General features: G+C 41.3%; 20 protein-coding genes. 9 read left to right on the forward strand and 11 right to left on the reverse strand.

The window, feature by feature from the left end:
- Window positions 1–65 precede the first annotated feature (65 nt).
- Complete coding sequence (locus tag V7K25_RS11645) at window positions 66–1,919, reverse strand: S8 family peptidase (protein WP_335158002.1); 1,854 nt, start codon at window positions 1,917–1,919, stop codon at window positions 66–68.
- A gap of 113 nt (window positions 1,920–2,032) precedes the next feature.
- Between V7K25_RS11645 and V7K25_RS11650 the strand changes: the two genes are divergently transcribed.
- The 5 genes from V7K25_RS11650 (at window position 2,033) to V7K25_RS11675 (ending at window position 4,823) form a co-directional block, all read left to right on the forward strand.
- Window positions 2,033–2,467 carry a hypothetical protein gene (locus V7K25_RS11650; RefSeq protein ID WP_335158004.1) on the forward strand — a complete coding sequence of 145 codons (435 nt, stop codon included), beginning with the start codon at window positions 2,033–2,035 and terminating at the stop codon, window positions 2,465–2,467.
- A gap of 414 nt (window positions 2,468–2,881) precedes the next feature.
- Window positions 2,882–3,214: a hypothetical protein gene (locus V7K25_RS11660; protein WP_335158099.1), complete on the forward strand. Its 333-nt coding sequence runs from the start codon at window positions 2,882–2,884 to the stop codon at window positions 3,212–3,214.
- 138 nt (window positions 3,215–3,352) lie between these two features.
- Entirely contained in the window at window positions 3,353–4,090 is a 738-nt protein-coding gene (locus V7K25_RS11665) for a hypothetical protein (RefSeq protein WP_335158006.1), read from the forward strand.
- A gap of 156 nt (window positions 4,091–4,246) precedes the next feature.
- Window positions 4,247–4,624, forward strand: a complete 378-nt coding sequence (locus V7K25_RS11670; RefSeq protein WP_335158008.1) for a hypothetical protein — start codon at window positions 4,247–4,249, stop codon at window positions 4,622–4,624.
- A gap of 28 nt (window positions 4,625–4,652) precedes the next feature.
- Window positions 4,653–4,823, forward strand: a complete 171-nt coding sequence (locus tag V7K25_RS11675) for a hypothetical protein (RefSeq protein WP_335158010.1) — start codon at window positions 4,653–4,655, stop codon at window positions 4,821–4,823.
- 151 nt (window positions 4,824–4,974) lie between these two features.
- Here V7K25_RS11675 and V7K25_RS11680 read toward each other — a convergent pair whose 3' ends face one another.
- The 3 genes from V7K25_RS11680 to V7K25_RS11690 all read right to left on the reverse strand — a co-directional run bounded on the left by V7K25_RS11680 (window position 4,975) and on the right by V7K25_RS11690 (window position 5,684).
- Entirely contained in the window at window positions 4,975–5,109 is a 135-nt protein-coding gene (locus tag V7K25_RS11680; RefSeq protein ID WP_335158013.1) for a hypothetical protein, read from the reverse strand.
- Between the two features lie 151 nt (window positions 5,110–5,260).
- Window positions 5,261–5,395: a hypothetical protein gene (locus V7K25_RS11685; protein ID WP_335158015.1), complete on the reverse strand. Its 135-nt coding sequence runs from the start codon at window positions 5,393–5,395 to the stop codon at window positions 5,261–5,263.
- 61 nt (window positions 5,396–5,456) lie between these two features.
- On the reverse strand, window positions 5,457–5,684 hold the full coding sequence (locus V7K25_RS11690) for a hypothetical protein (RefSeq protein WP_335158017.1): 228 nt from the start codon (window positions 5,682–5,684) through the stop codon (window positions 5,457–5,459).
- A 741-nt stretch (window positions 5,685–6,425) separates the two neighbouring features.
- On the opposite strand from V7K25_RS11690, the gene V7K25_RS11695 reads away from it, so the two are divergent.
- Window positions 6,426–7,772, forward strand: coding sequence for a GTP-binding protein (locus V7K25_RS11695; RefSeq protein WP_335158101.1), 1,347 nt, complete (start codon window positions 6,426–6,428; stop codon window positions 7,770–7,772).
- A gap of 47 nt (window positions 7,773–7,819) precedes the next feature.
- Here V7K25_RS11695 and V7K25_RS11700 read toward each other — a convergent pair whose 3' ends face one another.
- The gene (locus V7K25_RS11700) at window positions 7,820–7,951 is read right to left on the reverse strand and encodes a hypothetical protein (protein ID WP_335158019.1); all 132 of its coding nucleotides are present in this window, start codon (window positions 7,949–7,951) and stop codon (window positions 7,820–7,822) included.
- A gap of 222 nt (window positions 7,952–8,173) precedes the next feature.
- Here V7K25_RS11700 and V7K25_RS11705 point away from each other — a divergent pair, with 222 nt between their 5' ends.
- A complete protein-coding gene (locus V7K25_RS11705) occupies window positions 8,174–8,431 on the forward strand; it encodes a Calvin cycle protein CP12 (RefSeq protein WP_335158021.1) in 258 nt (85 codons plus the stop codon).
- On the opposite strand, the gene V7K25_RS11710 is transcribed toward V7K25_RS11705, so the two are convergent.
- From V7K25_RS11710 to apcB, 3 genes are all read right to left on the reverse strand, one after another.
- A complete protein-coding gene (locus V7K25_RS11710; RefSeq protein ID WP_335158023.1) occupies window positions 8,428–9,246 on the reverse strand; it encodes a TlyA family RNA methyltransferase in 819 nt (272 codons plus the stop codon). The two genes, V7K25_RS11705 and V7K25_RS11710, sit on opposite strands and share 4 nt — an antisense overlap.
- A 71-nt stretch (window positions 9,247–9,317) precedes the next feature.
- Window positions 9,318–10,640 (reverse strand): DUF2254 domain-containing protein, encoded by a 1,323-nt coding sequence (locus V7K25_RS11715; protein WP_442948082.1) that lies wholly within the window; start codon window positions 10,638–10,640, stop codon window positions 9,318–9,320.
- A 306-nt stretch (window positions 10,641–10,946) separates the two neighbouring features.
- On the reverse strand, window positions 10,947–11,456 hold the full coding sequence (gene apcB / locus V7K25_RS11720) for an allophycocyanin subunit beta (protein WP_334769947.1): 510 nt from the start codon (window positions 11,454–11,456) through the stop codon (window positions 10,947–10,949).
- A gap of 357 nt (window positions 11,457–11,813) precedes the next feature.
- Between apcB and glnA the strand changes: the two genes are divergently transcribed.
- Entirely contained in the window at window positions 11,814–13,238 is a 1,425-nt protein-coding gene (glnA, locus tag V7K25_RS11725; RefSeq protein WP_335158027.1) for a type I glutamate--ammonia ligase, read from the forward strand.
- 121 nt (window positions 13,239–13,359) lie between these two features.
- Here glnA and V7K25_RS11730 read toward each other — a convergent pair whose 3' ends face one another.
- Complete coding sequence (locus V7K25_RS11730; RefSeq protein WP_100899525.1) at window positions 13,360–13,560, reverse strand: hypothetical protein; 201 nt, start codon at window positions 13,558–13,560, stop codon at window positions 13,360–13,362.
- A gap of 286 nt (window positions 13,561–13,846) precedes the next feature.
- Here V7K25_RS11730 and V7K25_RS11735 point away from each other — a divergent pair, with 286 nt between their 5' ends.
- Window positions 13,847–14,905, forward strand: coding sequence for a class I SAM-dependent methyltransferase (locus V7K25_RS11735; protein WP_335158029.1), 1,059 nt, complete (start codon window positions 13,847–13,849; stop codon window positions 14,903–14,905).
- Between the two features lie 652 nt (window positions 14,906–15,557).
- Here V7K25_RS11735 and V7K25_RS11740 read toward each other — a convergent pair.
- Both V7K25_RS11740 and patX read right to left on the reverse strand, forming a co-directional pair.
- On the reverse strand, window positions 15,558–15,707 hold the full coding sequence (locus V7K25_RS11740) for a hypothetical protein (protein WP_335158031.1): 150 nt from the start codon (window positions 15,705–15,707) through the stop codon (window positions 15,558–15,560).
- Window positions 15,708–15,723: 16 nt separating this feature from the next.
- Window positions 15,724–15,921, reverse strand: a complete 198-nt coding sequence (gene patX / locus V7K25_RS11745; RefSeq protein ID WP_335158033.1) for a heterocyst-inhibiting protein PatX — start codon at window positions 15,919–15,921, stop codon at window positions 15,724–15,726.
- Between the last annotated feature and the right edge of the window lie 99 nt (window positions 15,922–16,020).

The raw sequence follows: 16,020 nt of genomic DNA on the forward strand, positions 1-16,020 counted from the left end.
AGTAAGGGATAAGAAATAGGGGATAGGAGTTAGGAGCTATTAATAACTCTTCCCCCATTCCCCATTTATGCTATTTTTTCGTCATTTTTCAATGCTAAACGAGCAAGTCCATAACAGATTAGGGCGTTGGTGATGAGGAAGAGGCGTGCTAAGTGACCACTTCCCAAACCCATAACTGCTGGATCGAAAAACGCACTTACTGTCAAGCACGCTGTGACACCTAAGGTTGAACCAATGGCAAACCATCTCCAACTAGGATGTCCCAGCAGCAATGCCATTAACACAATGGGAATCAGTACGCTAGCAAATAAAGGATTCAATGCATGGGTTCCTTGGAGAGTATTTCCTAGTTCGGGAATTGAACTGCCTAAAACCCGGAAAGGCCATTGGGGAAGATCAAAAATATAGATTCCTTTGAGGAAGAATAACCCAGAACTACCAGCGATTAGTCCACTAAATAAAGACCAACTCCAAGTGAAGGGGAAGTAAACCCGTAAAAACCAAGCCAGCAGATAGGAACCAACTACCATTAAAATCTTGGGTAACAGTGCTATCGCACCACCATCAATCCAAAAACCGGGGTTAAGATAGCCGCTATCCCTTAACCACCTAAAGAAATCTGGAAAACTGATTTGTCCGCTAAAGGCTAGTTTTACTGCTGCTTCTGCATTGAGTTGTCCAGCGCCATAATAGTTCAAACCATCATCCTGGATAACTCGCGCTGACTGTTTAAGTACTTTTAAGACTTCATCTGGTTCTTTGATGCCAGCAGCTTTGATTAATGCCGCAACACCAGCAACGTGGGGAGAAGCCATGCTTGTACCCTGGAAACCCAGAAATACCCCTTCGCCTTTTTCGTCGATAGTTTCTTGGAGAATCTTACCAGCTTCACTACCACCAGGAGCAGAGATATCTACCCCAGCACCAAAGTTAGAATAGGGCGCTCTTTCACCATCTGGGCCAATTGCGGAAACGCCAATGACGTAAGGATAGCGGGCTGGATAGCTTGCCCCATTGGTGTTTTCATTTCCGGCTGCGGCAATGATAACTACGCCTTTTCTATGGGCATATTCGATCGCTTCTTTCATCAACTTGCTTTCACCGCTACCGCCTAAGCTCATATTAATCACATCTGCGCCTTTATCGGCAGCAAATTTAATCGCTTCGGCAATATCGGCAACAGTACCGCCACCATAAGAACTAAGTACCTTTAGCGGCATCAGACTAGCTTCGTAAGCAATTCCAGCTACGCCATATTTATTATTTGTGGCTTGGGCTATAGTTCCGGCAACATGGGTACCGTGACCATTATCGTCTGTGGCTTCTTCTCGGTCGTTAACGAAATCATAGCCTTTGACGAATTTTGTCTCATATAAGTCCCGCACCTTAGTAATACCGGTGTCTATTACTGCAACTGTGATGCCACTGCCTTTAGTTTGACTCCATGCGCCTTCAATGCCGATTTTGTGCAAGTTCCACTGCTTGCTGTAATATTGGTCATTGGGGCCAGTTAATGAGGGGGTTGTCTCATCATCATCTTCTTGGGGTCTCAAAAATTCTCCTAGCCAAGCTGCTTGACCGGGTTGAGGAATTTTGCTGTAGATATAGTTTGGTTCAATGAATTCTGTAGCTTGGGCAAACTGAGATTTTTTCAGTTCTTTGAGCCGTTGACGATCGCCCTTGATAATATAAACATTATCTTTTTTGGAAAGCTTGTTGTCTAATTGGGGTGTAACGTTGTATTGTTTGGCGATCGCTTGCAGATCCTGTTCCACAACCAGTGATGGGATATCTTCCCGAAAATCAAGCAAAATCGTCTCAAACTCTCCTTTAGCTGCCAATCCCTGGAAATTCAGGAAAGCAAATATGGCAGATCCTAACCCAATGACAAACAAGCACAATAATATAAGTTTTCTCATATTAACTCATCACCGCTTTTTGCCAGTTTGCTCACTACCATAACTTATCTCTATCATTTAGTGGTGGATTTTGCACTTTTAGTTACAAGTTTCACTCAGGAATTTTTTCAACGATGGAACGTGGTCTTTTGTGGTTACCGTTATTAGTAATGTTTTTCTGGTTGGCTTGGCAAGGCTCGAAGGAATATCAAAAAGTTGAAGCCTATCGCGCTTGGGCAGAGCAATTTGAACGGGCTAAGTATGACATCTACGCTGTATTAGGTCAAAAAGGCAACAATATAACTTGGGGAAAACCCACGCCTAAAGGGCCTGTTAAACTAGAAACATTCTCTTTGCTTGATCTTAAAGAAATATATCTTTTAGTAGATGACAAAAAAGTAGATTTAGAAAATATACCAGAAAAAGGTCGTTCTATAGAGTTAGAATTTCTATTTTCCGAATCTGTTGATTCAGTGCGGGTTCCGTTTACAGAAATCCCTTTGGCAGCAGAATGGGGTAAATTTTTGCAGGGAACGTTAGAAAGTTTGCGATCGCAAGGGAATCAGTAGTTATATCAAGTGTGGAAAATATTCTCCTTTTTTGTACTTTTACAATTACGGAGAAGTTGTGCCAGATCCGTACATTTGGGGGAGTGCGAAAAATGCGATCGCAATGCGGGATTTTGATGAAGATATCACCTGAAGATAGAGAAAAATTTACTCAAAAGGCATCGCAACTTACTAATGAATTAAAGGAAGTCCAGCAGATTCTTACATCAAAATGATGGAGGCGAATACCCGTACAATTGTAGAAGCATTAGGGGAAAATATACCCTATTTCAACTAAAGAAGTAAATTAATCAGAGTAAATATCTAACCTAAGACGTGTTATTTTCAAAGTCTCTCCAGAGAAAGAACTCTTTGTAGCTTCGATTTTTTAGAATGCTACTAGTAAAGCTAGATTTGTCAATACCTGAAAAAGCCATGAGTGATAAAAATCAAGAAAATCAAATTAATCAACCAGTAAGTGAGGATACACATTTACGCGAAGAACCGAACGTCAATGAAAGAAACTTAACAGCAAATCCAGGAGATAAAATTGCTGATGAGTCTCAATCTGTTGAAGAAAAGGCTAAACAGGTAGCTGTAGATGATGTACCAGATATTACAGGCGATAAAATCACAGTCCCGACTTATTTTGTTGTAGATGAACCCGACGGCACAAAAAAAGCACTCCACCACGTTAAAGATGCCGAAGAGATTTCTGACGTAATTCGGGCAGCACGAGTTGACGAAAATGGAAATCGGATTTGGTAGTAGCCCTTCACTAAAAAGACGCGGGGACACAGGGATAGGGAGAGTTATTTCTTTGAGTCCCCGTATTTGTCTTCTTTGAGCAAGGTAGTCTATTAATGACGCAATCAAAATCTGGAAACTTTCCCAGGATAGACGGTAATGGCAAATGTCACAACTACCAAAGATTTGGCATATTGGAGTACGACAGAAATTAAAAAACAAATTTTAGAACTTGTTAAGGGACGCGATCTAGAGCCGTTAAAGACTAAAGTAGAATTTTATAAAAATGAATTAGCACCATATTTTGCAGAGTTGAGCCAACGTAACCCTTTTGCAAAAGTTGCAGAGCAAGTAGCGATCGTCACGGGAGTATGGATGCCAATATGGTCTACTATACCTTTTCAAGATATTTTACCTGGTAGGATACACGAGCATTCTTACCAAATTTTTCATAATGATGGTTACTATGCAAATATTGCCCGCTATGCACCAGGACATCAGTCTGGTTTTTGGCAAAGATTTACATCAAAACTACCAGCTTACGACTTAATGGTATTGCAAAAGTATTCCATTCGAGATGAGCAGTGGGATATTAAAAATATTGGAATATTTCAAGCATTGAAGAATAGAGAAATTCCATTGACAATTGACGATGCAGACGAGTGGTTTACAACAACAGTCGAATCTAAATTTAAGGAAGCAGCACCAAACATAGATTTACAGCAAGAACTCAAATTAAAAGATATGGACAGAAATACTGTCAAGAAATTTGAAAAAGTTTACCTAGCAACTTCTTTTTTAGAGCATCTATATATAGATAATGATTTTCGGTTAGTTAAAACTCAACGAGAAGCAACACAAAGGCCAAGTTATACTATTGCTGTTCGTAAAGATTGAACTAACAAAATTTTTAACGCTATGCCGCCACTATAACGACAAGTTAGTTCTATCGACAGCTATAACTACCTGTTATTTTTACCCGATTGGGTACATGTAGATGGAGGCGATATCTACGACGGGCTACGGCTACGCGACCAAATACAACAGCTATTTTTGCCAACAATCCTGTTTTTACATGGTGCGGGCCAGAGAGGTTCTAACTTAGATGATGTGAAAAAGTACGGCGTCCCCAAGATTGTAGAACAACGGGCGATTTTCTTTTTATTGTCAATTTCACCCCAATCTCCGTGCAGTGAATATTGGAATGTAGAGCGATTAAACACCCTTCTGGAGCAGGTTATTGTATCCTATCCTGTTGATCCAGATAGAGTTTACCTGATCGGCTTAAGCATGGGTGGTTACGGAACATGGCATTTAGCAGCAGCACAGCCAGAACGTGCGATCGCGCCTATCTATGGCGGTGGTAATCTACAAGCAGCACGTAATTTCAAAAATCTTGCTGTGTGGGCATTTCACAGGGACAAAGAATAATGTAGTTCCCTTAAGCGAGCCTGAAATCATGGTCAAAGCCTACGACGGAAATGTGAAATTTACAGTTTACCCAGAAGCCAAGCACGACTCTTGGACGCAGACATATAATAATCCAGAGTTGTATAAGTGGTTTTTACAGCATCAGCGACAGAAGGCTATAGATAAAAGATATTTTTCTATGCATTGGAATACACTCTAAATTAAATCAGAATCTATAGTTGTATTAGCATTTATTTCGCTCAGAATTGGTGATACAACTTGCTTTCAATCTGGTGAACTAGGGAGCAATGCGATTTTGTTAGATCGGACTTGAATTCTCAGTTACAGAGTTCAATTCTCAATAAAAACAGTTATTTGGCTGCGATCGCACCACTAAATAGGTGATTTAGCACCCGAATTTTAAGCACCTCACAAAATCGCATTGCTCCCGGTGAACTAAAACATTCCGACTCCATCCATACTCGATAGTCTGTTGTACGTACCACAAGCGTTCTGTTTGGTCTTTAGGGACTTCCAAGAAATAAATTATTCCAAGAAACGAACCACAGAGACAAGGCAGCGCGGTCTTGGGGGTTTCCCCCATGAGCGACTGCCGCGCAGAGAACGCAGAGAGAAGAAATAGAGAGAGTTTTTGCCTCAGTTTTGGAACATTTTTTTATTTGGAAGTCCCTTAACAGTATCCAAAATCCTAACATTATGACCCCAAGAAATTAGTGTAACAGGTTGTTGCACTAATTCCTCGTCTGGATAAGCTTCGGTAAATGCCCGCATATACTTGAGGTTGCGAACTGAAACGTAATTGAGCCTTAGAAATTCGGCTTTTTAATTCACTTCAAAAATCTTCATAGCCAACGATCGCAGATGCACCTCTACTTGAAGCTTCGGATTTATCGTCTCTAGGTATAAAAAAAATTAACGCTACTTCTATACTGCCACCATTACGTATTAGGTATACACTTAGCAGCGAATCCAAAATCATACTTTTGAGGCTGAAAGCCTGGGACGGTAAGTAAAATTTCCTGTTTACCCAGAAGGCGATCGCAATACAACAATCTAGCATCGGCGGTGGAAGGCTATAAGTTAAATTTACCGGGATTTACGTAAGGGTGATTGCTAAAACTTCAACATATTTTCATTAAAAATACTTTTTAGTGTCCATAAATTAAAACTTATAAGAAGTCGTAACTTGCACCTTTGACATTAAAGTATATAGCTTCAATAATATTCTTATGTAAAAATTCGTACTCATATAGGATTCCTATTTGATTTTTGCTAAATATACTGATAGCCAAAACCTAATTCGGCTAGCTCTCAGTCAGCTTTGCTGTAAAAACTCAAATGGAATTGTTATATAACCTGACATTAATAGGGCTGCATCATGCTTTTTTCGGATTCAAAAACCAGTTTAAAAAATTGCAAAAGAAATAATAAAATATGCATAAATTTTTGGACACCTACTAACATTCTACTGCTCAGTGGATATTTAATAGTTCTACCGATTTGTACATTGATAATTTTATCCTTCTTATTACCTTTATTCACTGCTAGCTTATTCGCTTCCATTGGAACCTCGCATTACTCTACATCGATTCCTTGGATAGATAATGCATCTGAATGTGAACATACTGAGAGGATCTGGCACGATCGCAAGTGTTGGGATAATGAACACGATCCTACGTTTTAGATGGACATTGCATTAAAAGGTATTGCCTAATTTGACAAAACAGACTGACAATCTTGGAATTAGATCAAAATGGATATGTAGCCTGTTGTTTGTCCAACCTTGAATCAACCTAACTTCGTGCGAAATCTGCAAGAAACTCACTTAAATCGTGCCCGCGCCAGTCTCAGACAAGCGCTGTCTTGGTATGGATATCTTCGTAAGTCAGGACAGCTTTCATCCAACCCAGAATTGGCAGGTTTGTTGAAACCAGAATTAGAAGCTTTGAACTCCACACTCAAGAAGCTGGATTCTAACGTTATTAGAATTGCTGCCTTTGGTTTGGTGAGTCGTGGTAAATCGGCAGTTTTAAACGCCTTACTGGGAGAGAAGATTCTGCAAACTGGGCCCCTGAACGGTGTCACTCAATGGCCCCGTTCCGTCCGTTGGCAACCCGGCGGTAAAGTACTAGTAGAGTTAATTGATACCCCCGGATTAGATGAAATTGAGGGTGAGTTACGGGCAGATATGGCGCGAGAAGTAGTGCATCAGGCTGATTTGATTTTGTTTGTCGTGTCTGGCGATATCACGCGCACTGAGTATCAAGCACTGCTGCAATTACGTCAAGCACAAAAACCCCTAATTTTAGTATTTAACAAGATAGACCTTTATCCAGATACAGACCAGGGAGTGATTTACCAAAATTTGCAACAACTGGGTGCTGGACATCCTCAAGCAAAGCCTTTACTACCTGATGAAATTGTGATGGTGGCGGCGGAACCAGCGCCAATGGAAGTCCGGGTTGAGTGGCCTGATGGACGTGTCAGTTATGAATGGGAGACACCACCACCGCAAGTAGACGAACTCAAAGAGACAATTCTGAATATTCTGAATCGGGAAGGGCGATCGCTTCTGGCTTTAAATGCACTCATCCAAGCACGGGATGCAGAAGCCACGATCGCTCAAAAAACCATCGACTTACGCGAACAAGAAGCTGAAGATATCATTTGGCAATTTACCAAATACAAAGCTTTGGCAGTAATGCTCAATCCAATTGCTTTTTTAGATATCCTTGGCGGAACTGTTGCGGATTTGGCTTTAATTCGCGCCCTAGCTAGATTGTATGGTTTGCCAATGACTAGCTACGAAGCTGGGAAAATTTTAAAAACGATTTTATTTAGTTCTGGTGGCTTGCTACTAGGAGAATTAGGTAGCAGCTTGCTTTTGGGCTTGGGTAAAAGTACTGCTGCAATAACCAGTGCTGACAATCCCAGCAATATTACTGCCTTTGCTGGCAGTGCGATCGCTCAAGCTGGTATCGCTGGTTATGGTGCATACTCCGTTGGCAAAGCCGCTCAAGTGTATCTTAAAAAAGGCTGCACTTGGGGACAGTTGGGCGCTAGCAGCGTCATTCAAGAAATTCTCTCTCAAGTTGACCAAAATACAATTCTGTATCGCTTGCGACAAGAGTTAGGCATAAAGTATTGAGAATAAATAACAATTGTTTCCCTTTTGTTGCTGTTTATAAGTGTTTATCAACTTCTATCAAACTCTTCTGACAATTGACTGACATTCCGAATTTGGGATGCAAGACTGAGAACATGACCATCTCGACTAGGGACTTCAACTAGTGGAATTCGCCTAGCTTTTTGAATCAAAGATGACAAGAGGGTAATTCCCACTCAAATTAGCTAAAAAGATGGCGGTGTTTACCACCACCTCTTGTGGGAAGCCTATCTAAACTGGAAATGTGAGCAAGGCCTGTCTTGTTGCTCCAACAAAGAGGGACTGGCGTTAGCGACGCAGGAGCGTCACCCGGAGTGTGAGCTTTTTGGGTCATTGAAAGCTCACAGTTAATATCTATCTCTGTAATTAAAGGTAAAAGTATCATGACAACTACACTAAACTCATTTGATGCTGGGGCAACAAATCTTGAAGAAGCCATTATTGAAGCCATTACTGAAGCCCGCACAACTTGTGAGCTAGATGGCAGTGATTCTTCTGCTTGTGCCGTAGCCTGGGACATTGTGGAAGAATTACAAGCTGAAAAATCCGATCAACAGCAAGCAAAATCAAAGAAAACCTCTTTGGAAAATTACTGCGATCGCCATCCTGAATCTGTAGAATGTCTAATCTACGACGTTTAACTCTTCCGTAAATCAGTTGTTGCTGATTGCGTTATTTGCCTAATTGCTTCTAAATCAGGTGGTGGCGTTTCACTTTCCATTCCCAACCACAAAAGATATTCAATATTCCCAGCAGGCCCAGTGATCGGCGACCAAGTTAAGCCTTTGTATTTCCATCCTAATTCGTGGGCTGTTTGCAACACTTGGAAAATGGCATCAGCTTGGTCGTTTGGATCGCGCACAACACCTTTTTTACCCACACGGGATCTGCCGACTTCAAACTGTGGCTTGACTAACAATACAGCTTCTCGGTTAGCTTGAGTTAGTTGCCACAAAGCAGGCAGAATTTTTGTTAAAGAAATAAACGATACATCAACCACCGCCAAATCAGGAATCGGGTCATTTTCGCTATATAACTCATCTGGTCGTAGTTGCCGTAAATTCGTGCGTTCCCGTAAAATTACCCGCGAATCATTTCGCAACCGCCAGTCAACTTGTCCGTAACCGACATCAATACCGTAAATTTTTTTTGCTCCAGCTTGTAAGAGACAATCAGTAAAACCACCAGTAGAAATCCCACCATCTAAACAAATGCGCTCTGCTACGGGAATGGCAAATACTGATAAAGCTTTGGAGAGTTTTTCACCGCCTCTAGAAACAAAAGGCGATCGCTCCTTAATATTTATTTGAGCAGTAATATCAACTTCTGTACCAGGCTTATCAACTAACTGCTGATTAACAGTAACTTCCCCCGCCTGAATTAGCCGTTGTGCTAAGGCGCGAGAAGAACATAAATTTAACTCTACTAATAATGTATCGAGTCGCTGTTTAACCAATTAACTTGATTCTCCTGATAAAATTATTAAATTAAATTAAATTAAATTAAAATAGTCTGTCTTTAGCACTTTTACGAAATCTTTGCTAGTCTTTGCAAAACAACCTGGTATCGTACCTCAACATCCTCTCGATCCAATTTCTCCAATAAATCTTGACTACCACGTTTAATCATATTGGCATGACGTAATAGCGCTGCGTGGTTGTTTTTGTTGCGTGTGTACTCAGCAATAGTTGCGATTGCCTCCAGCAAGCGGATTGTGACTGCTACCTCTTGTCGCGCGTACTGTCGAATCTGGTGAAAGGCATCATCAACTAGTCCTGCAAACGTCACCTGGTCGGCAATTAACCGCAGCTGATTGTTATCATCGTAGCAGTAGGGGGATGGGAACTCCCCTTGAGTCAAACGGCATAGGGCTACACTAAGCTGGTCAATACACCGAATTGCCGTGAATGGGTCGTTGACCGCAGGGGAAATCGCACGAATAGCAATCTCCACTAGTTGCTTAATCGAAAATTCTACATCTTGAAACGCAGTGCGTTCTCTACCCAAAATGAATGCTTGATTTATCTGCTTTGTGAGCTTTTGATTCCCACGTTCAAAAGGAAAAACCCTAACCAGCTTGCTACCTCGCACAATAAACTTGCCTGGGCGCTGCTTTAAATGCAATACAAGGTCTTTCGACTTAGCAATCTTCATCAAGCAGTCGTAATCAATTGCCCGAATATAACCATTGCCAGTCGCTAAGATGGGATAGGCTTGTTGCTCCAAATCCCTTGCGATTTCCTCAACAAGTTGCCCCTTGTGATTGGGGTGACTATTTCCCAGATTTTCAGAGAATACATAATCAATATTAGATTCCAATTCGTCACTAATTTCCCTGATGATATGCCATGCATGAATTGAAGTTGAGGCGTGGTGGATGAAGTAAATTAGTACAGCGATACTGGCGATCGCTAGCAGGATAGCGACAGTGATTGAAATTTTCGGTACAAATCCATCATGAACACTCCGTAGCACGAGCAAACAGTAGATAAACGTAGCAATAAACGTGCCGAGTACGAACTGAAATCTGACATCCTGCATAAAATTTCGCAGCACTCGCGGCCCGAACTGTTGAGAAGCGAGCGTCAGAGCAACGAGCGTGACTGAGAAGACAGTACCAGCTACGGTAATCATTGAACTAGCAATGGTTGAAAGCAGAGTTAGCGCACTATCCGCTCCGCCAGTGTAAATCTTCAAGCCCGACTTTTCCATTAGTCCTGACTCGCCTATTAAGTCAAGTCTGAGCATAAAGAACGCTAGTGCGATCGCTGCGCCTGTTATCAGTAATGGCACAAACCAGTAGCTAGAGCGCAGCCCTTCCTGAAGTTTGATCCGGTTATATTTTTTCATTCGTATATTAAGACTTGCGATCGCCATTTTTTTGGATTAATAAGCTATTCAGAGCGATCGCTACTTAATGTATTATTTTTTGCAAATACAAACATCAAAATAATTAAGATACAGCAAAATCACTGACGAATAATTTCACTATACCGAGCTAGCTTATGCATTTGATAATCCTTTCTAGTTGCTCGTCAAGGCGAAAACTTAAATAAAGCCCTTCTCAACGCCTGGTACAATTCACAAAAAAGCGATCGCTCTTTCCCAACAAAGACAAAAGTGCGATCGCTATATTTTATACTTTTTCTTAAATGACTAAATATCCTGTTCGCTCAACTCGCGTGTGATGTGATCAAATGGTTCATCCACAAAAGCAGTATTAACCACACCTGCTGCTGCCACTTGTTCCTTAATCAGATCCTTGAGAATTTGGATACCGCGAACCGTAGGGCCAATAGGCACTCCTAAAGAATTGTAAGTTTCCCGTAGCCCTTGTAGCACACGCTCATCCAATACATTCGTGTTTCCAGCAACCAGCGCATAGGTGGCGTAGCGCAGATAGTAGTCCATATCTCGCAGACAAGCTGCATAACGACGAGTTGTATAAGCATTTCCACCAGGGCGAATCAATTCTGGCAGTTCTTCAAATAACTTTAAACCAGCTTGCTTGACAAGTGCGGCTGCATTAGAGTTTATCGCCGCCGCCGCTTGTACTCGTGCTGTACCACTGTCAAAGTAAGACTTCAAGCTATCGATCGCATTCCGATCAAAATACCGACCAGCTAAGTCATAATTCTTAATTAAACTTGTTACCGCATCGCGCATTATTTTTTCTCCCAATCCTTGCTATTTATGGTTTGATATTTATTTGGCTGCACTTACGCACCAGTAAATTTTTGTGCTACTTAAAATAGATTTGGCACAAAAACAATTTATCCACTATTTAAGGATTTTATGCCAAAGTTGACCCCTGATGTGATGAACTTTCCAGTTTTGTAGAGATGATCGCTGAAAGGTTAATATAACCTGTAATCCAGATATCTGTAGCACAAGCTACAAAATCTCCTAATGTCTAGTATTTAAGATATTTCTGGTGTGTCACGGCCTGATTGAGATCAGCAGGGTTAGGATGCAATGTAAGATTCTGGTTTACTTTAGGAAATTGGTAGAGAAGGAGTAACAATGACAACACCACAAGAACTCTTGAAGAGAATTCAAGATGAAAAAATTCAACTGATTGATCTCAAATTCATCGATACAGTAGGGACTTGGCAGCACCTCACACTGTTCCAAGACCAAATCGATGAGACTGCATTCACTGATGGCGTACCTTTTGACGGTTCCAGCATCAGGGGTTGGAAAGCGATCAACGAATCAGACATGACGATGGTACTCGACCCCAACACTGCTTGGATCGACCCATTCATGAAAGAGCCAACGCTAAGTATAATTTGTAGTATCAAAGAACCCCGCACGGGTGAATGGTACAATCGTTGCCCACGGGTTATTGCCCAAAAAGCAGTAGATTACCTGGTTTCTACTGGTCTTGGTGACACAGCTTTCTTTGGACCTGAAGCTGAGTTTTTTATCTTTGACAGTGCTAGATTTGCCCAAACCGCCAACGAAGGCTACTACTTCTTAGATTCTGAAGAAGGTGCTTGGAATTCCGGTAAAGCCGGTACAGAGAACAAACCCAACTTGGGTTACAAACCACGCTTCAAAGAAGGTTACTTCCCAGTCGCACCAACGGATTCTTTTCAAGATATCCGTACAGAGATGCTGTTGGTAATGGCAGAATTAGGTGTACCCATTGAAAAGCATCACCACGAAGTAGCTACTGGTGGCCAGTGCGAACTAGGTTTCAAATTTGGGAAGTTGATCGAAGCGGCTGACTGGTTGATGATTTACAAATATGTCATCAAGAACGTTGCCAAAAAATACGGTAAAACCGTCACCTTCATGCCAAAACCGATTTTTGGCGACAACGGTTCTGGAATGCACTGTCACCAATCCATTTGGAAAGACGGCCAACCTCTGTTTGCAGGTGATAAATATGCTGGTTTGAGTGAGATGGCGTTGTACTACATTGGTGGTCTTCTCAGACACGCACCAGCGCTATTGGCAATTACCAATCCCAGCACTAACTCATACAAGCGCCTAGTGCCTGGTTATGAAGCACCAGTAAACTTGGCTTACTCCCAAGGGAACCGTTCTGCTTCTATCCGTATTCCTTTATCTGGCACTAACCCCAAAGCCAAACGTTTAGAATTCCGTTGTCCAGATGCTACTTCTAACCCCTACTTGGCATTTGCTGCAATGCTTTGTGCTGGTATCGATGGCATCAAAAACAAAATTCATCCTGGTGAACCCTTAGATAAGAATATCTATGAACTCTCTCCAGAAGAACTGGCAAAGGTTCCTTCAACTCCAGGTTCTTTAGAACTGGCGTTGCAAGCACTAGAAAAAGATCACGCCTTCTTGACCGAATCAGGCGTGTTCACGGAAGACTTTATCGAAAATTGGATTGACTACAAGCTAGGTAACGAAGTCAAGCAGTTACAGCTGCGCCCTCATCCCTACGAGTTTTACCTCTATTACGATGCTTAATTAAGTACCGTAGCTATCTAACTAAATATATAAGTTTAGCCACCCTCTACTCTAGGGTGGCTTTTTTTCAGAGTTGTCAGTTGAGACATTCACTCAAAATCAACCTTAAAACTCTTGAAACTTAGCTCATGGAAGCATGACTTGGCCCATAAATCATCCGAGTGTTAGCATCAACCTTGCCTTGAATCGGGTTCCAGTAGTGGGATGCTTCTTCAGGAAGACCAAGTTCTTGTGCAGCCCGCATCAGCATTGATTGTTGGCGATTCTTGACTTGCTGATGTTCACGCACCATTAACGCACGAGATTTATCTGCGATAGACATAACCATACTCCTCTTTATTTTGTTATATATTTTTGGCTTGCTCTCTATAAACTACTATAGCAAAAATTCTGTAACATAAGCTACTTTTTTAAAAAATAATGTTTGCTTTTGCTGACAATATCAGGTATTTTTCCCCAAAGCTCGAAAAATCTTCCCTAATCTACCTTTGATGGCTAAAATCATCTGGCTTCGGATTTGTCTCATCTGGGAGCCTTTACCTTTGCAACGGTAAATATTTTTTCGTTACAATTATTTACATAGAAGTATCAAAACTTGAGCTGTTTTTATGACTGAGAGTTTAACTAAGCTGACTTATCAAACCTTTCAGCAGAGCAAAAATTACTTTGGTCTGGCTCACAAAATATTAAGTTCACGGTTGAGGAACCTGGTGTATCCGACACTTGAACAAAAGACCAAACCTATCCCGAATGAGCTTTTACTCAAGCTTCAACAGAGATTGAATCAGTTACTGGAAACAGACTGGCAAGATGCCGAAAAAGGTGTGTACCCGGAAAGTTTGCTGTTTGACAACTCTTGGGATGACTTTTTCCGCTACTATCCGTTGTTATGGCTAGATTCCCCTCAAACGTGGGAGCGGGTTCAAAAACAGAATTACCAAGATTTTTCGCCCGACATTGACACAGATGGTTATCCCAGCTACTACGTGCAGAACTTCCATCACCAAAGTAATGGCTACTTGAGTGAGTTGTCAGCCAACTTATATGACTTACAAGTAGAAATTCTTTTTGGTGGAGCAGCCGATCCAATGCGACGGCGGATTCTCGCTCCCCTCAAGCAAGGATGGAAAGTAATTGATTCGGTTGCACCACGGCAAGCCTGTATTTTAGATGTAGCTTGTGGAACTGGGCGGACTCTAAAGTTAATTCGGGCAGCCTTGCCTCAAGCATCTCTGTTTGGCACAGATTTGTCACCAGCTTATTTGCGTAAAGCAAATGAACTACTATCCCAAATTCCAGGAGAATTGCCGCAACTTTTACAAGCGAATGCCGAAGAGTTACCCTATTTAGATAACTATTTTCATGCTGTAACTTCTGTTTTTCTTTTCCATGAGTTACCAGCAACTGTACGTCAGACAGTGATTGAGCAATGCTTCCGGGTAACAAAACCAGGAGGAGTCTTTATTATCTGTGACTCAATTCAGTTGAGTGATTCACCTGAGTTGGAACATATAATCGATTCTTTCCCTGAAACTTTCCATGAACCCTATTACAGGCATTACACCACTGATAACTTGCTAGAACGTTTACAGAGAGTAGGCTTTGAGAATATTGAGACGCAAGTCCATTTTATGAGCAAGTATTTCATTGCTCATAAGCCAACATAAAACCTTCTCAAACATTTTCTTTAAATAAACTTTACTCAAAAAGGGCAGATGCAAAATTTTGCATCTGCCCTTGGGTGTAGAATAGTTAAGAGGACTAAGAGGAGCTAGCAGATCCTTCTTAATATTTATTTCGTCGGGAGCCATCTGCGAGAAGAAGGAACCAGGGGCAAGAGTAGGTCGGCCCCTTTGGGGAAGTCAAAAGTCAAAAATAGTAAGATTCGCTGCCAAGTGCAATAAACCTATACTACTTGTGCGAATCTCTACTCTAGATAAGCTCAGATGCAGCGCCAAGAAATTTTATGCTTCGGCAAAGCACGCCAAAGTGAAGATCAATTATTTCCTGATGTAGATAGCCAGCTACTCAATGTATGAGAAAACCTATTTGGGAATAAAGTGGATTTGCCTTAAGACTAGTTTCCTCAATAAGCAAAATGTCTGAATTTAGATGTGCTTTAGATTAACTGATAGTCTAAGTAACATCTATTTATAGAAAAGTTGAGGATTGAAACGCAAAGCTTCCTACCGAATATGAGCAACAGTTATGTAACTTTTGAGAAGTTGCTGATGCTGTTAATCAAGGCACTTAATTTAATTTGCGTTTTGATCGCCAGGATTGACGCTAACTATATATACAAAGCTTGCAGTTGAAATACTAAGCGATCGCTGAAGATTTTCGTGTGTCAACTGTATATATATCTGCCAGAAAGCCTGTATAAACGATGTTAGTACAACGCTGTGTTTTCTGGTACTTTGTTTTCGTTGAGAAAAAAGGCATTACCCTACGGTAGTTAAACCACAACATAGATATTTTCGGATTTTTACGTTACTTCTCTACGCCCACTACCGCGATGACGTGGCGCATCATCTGAAGCTTGTTCAGATGATGCCGAGCGCCACTGTTCCAAAGCAGGCGTGGAAGGCAGCCCATAGGATAAGTGATTGACCATTGTTTGGCAGTTAGAAGCTAAGGGGCCGAACATCAGACTAGAGACTAAAAGAGAAATGGCAGTACGCATAGCAGATGTCTATTTTGAAACTCTCCACTTCACTGATACTTAGCTTTTTGATTAATATCCGGACAATTAATCAAAAAGTATTCTGTTTTACTGAAAATA

It is taken from the genome of Nostoc sp., assembly GCF_036919495.1.
Classification (GTDB): Bacteria; Cyanobacteriota; Cyanobacteriia; order Cyanobacteriales; family Nostocaceae; genus Nostoc.

Excerpts from the sequence above, each read along its gene's own strand:
- V7K25_RS11740 (WP_335158031.1), bottom strand. The coding sequence starts at position 15,707 with ATGTTGTGGTTTAACTACCGTAGGGTAATGCCTTTTTTCTCAACGAAA.
- V7K25_RS11685 (WP_335158015.1), bottom strand. The coding sequence starts at position 5,395 with ATGCGGGCATTTACCGAAGCTTATCCAGACGAGGAATTAGTGCAACAA.
- V7K25_RS11730 (WP_100899525.1), bottom strand. The coding sequence starts at position 13,560 with ATGTCTATCGCAGATAAATCTCGTGCGTTAATGGTGCGTGAACATCAG.
- V7K25_RS11735 (WP_335158029.1), top strand. The coding sequence starts at position 13,847 with ATGACTGAGAGTTTAACTAAGCTGACTTATCAAACCTTTCAGCAGAGC.
- V7K25_RS11650 (WP_335158004.1), top strand. The coding sequence starts at position 2,033 with ATGGAACGTGGTCTTTTGTGGTTACCGTTATTAGTAATGTTTTTCTGG.
- V7K25_RS11705 (WP_335158021.1), top strand. The coding sequence starts at position 8,174 with ATGACAACTACACTAAACTCATTTGATGCTGGGGCAACAAATCTTGAA.
- V7K25_RS11715 (WP_442948082.1), bottom strand. The coding sequence starts at position 10,640 with ATGAAAAAATATAACCGGATCAAACTTCAGGAAGGGCTGCGCTCTAGC.
- V7K25_RS11690 (WP_335158017.1), bottom strand. The coding sequence starts at position 5,684 with ATGCTAGATTGTTGTATTGCGATCGCCTTCTGGGTAAACAGGAAATTT.
- V7K25_RS11645 (WP_335158002.1), bottom strand. The coding sequence starts at position 1,919 with ATGAGAAAACTTATATTATTGTGCTTGTTTGTCATTGGGTTAGGATCT.
- glnA (WP_335158027.1), top strand. The coding sequence starts at position 11,814 with ATGACAACACCACAAGAACTCTTGAAGAGAATTCAAGATGAAAAAATT.
- patX (WP_335158033.1), bottom strand. The coding sequence starts at position 15,921 with ATGCGTACTGCCATTTCTCTTTTAGTCTCTAGTCTGATGTTCGGCCCC.
- V7K25_RS11665 (WP_335158006.1), top strand. The coding sequence starts at position 3,353 with ATGGCAAATGTCACAACTACCAAAGATTTGGCATATTGGAGTACGACA.
- V7K25_RS11675 (WP_335158010.1), top strand. The coding sequence starts at position 4,653 with ATGGTCAAAGCCTACGACGGAAATGTGAAATTTACAGTTTACCCAGAA.
- apcB (WP_334769947.1), bottom strand. The coding sequence starts at position 11,456 with ATGCGCGATGCGGTAACAAGTTTAATTAAGAATTATGACTTAGCTGGT.
- V7K25_RS11660 (WP_335158099.1), top strand. The coding sequence starts at position 2,882 with ATGAGTGATAAAAATCAAGAAAATCAAATTAATCAACCAGTAAGTGAG.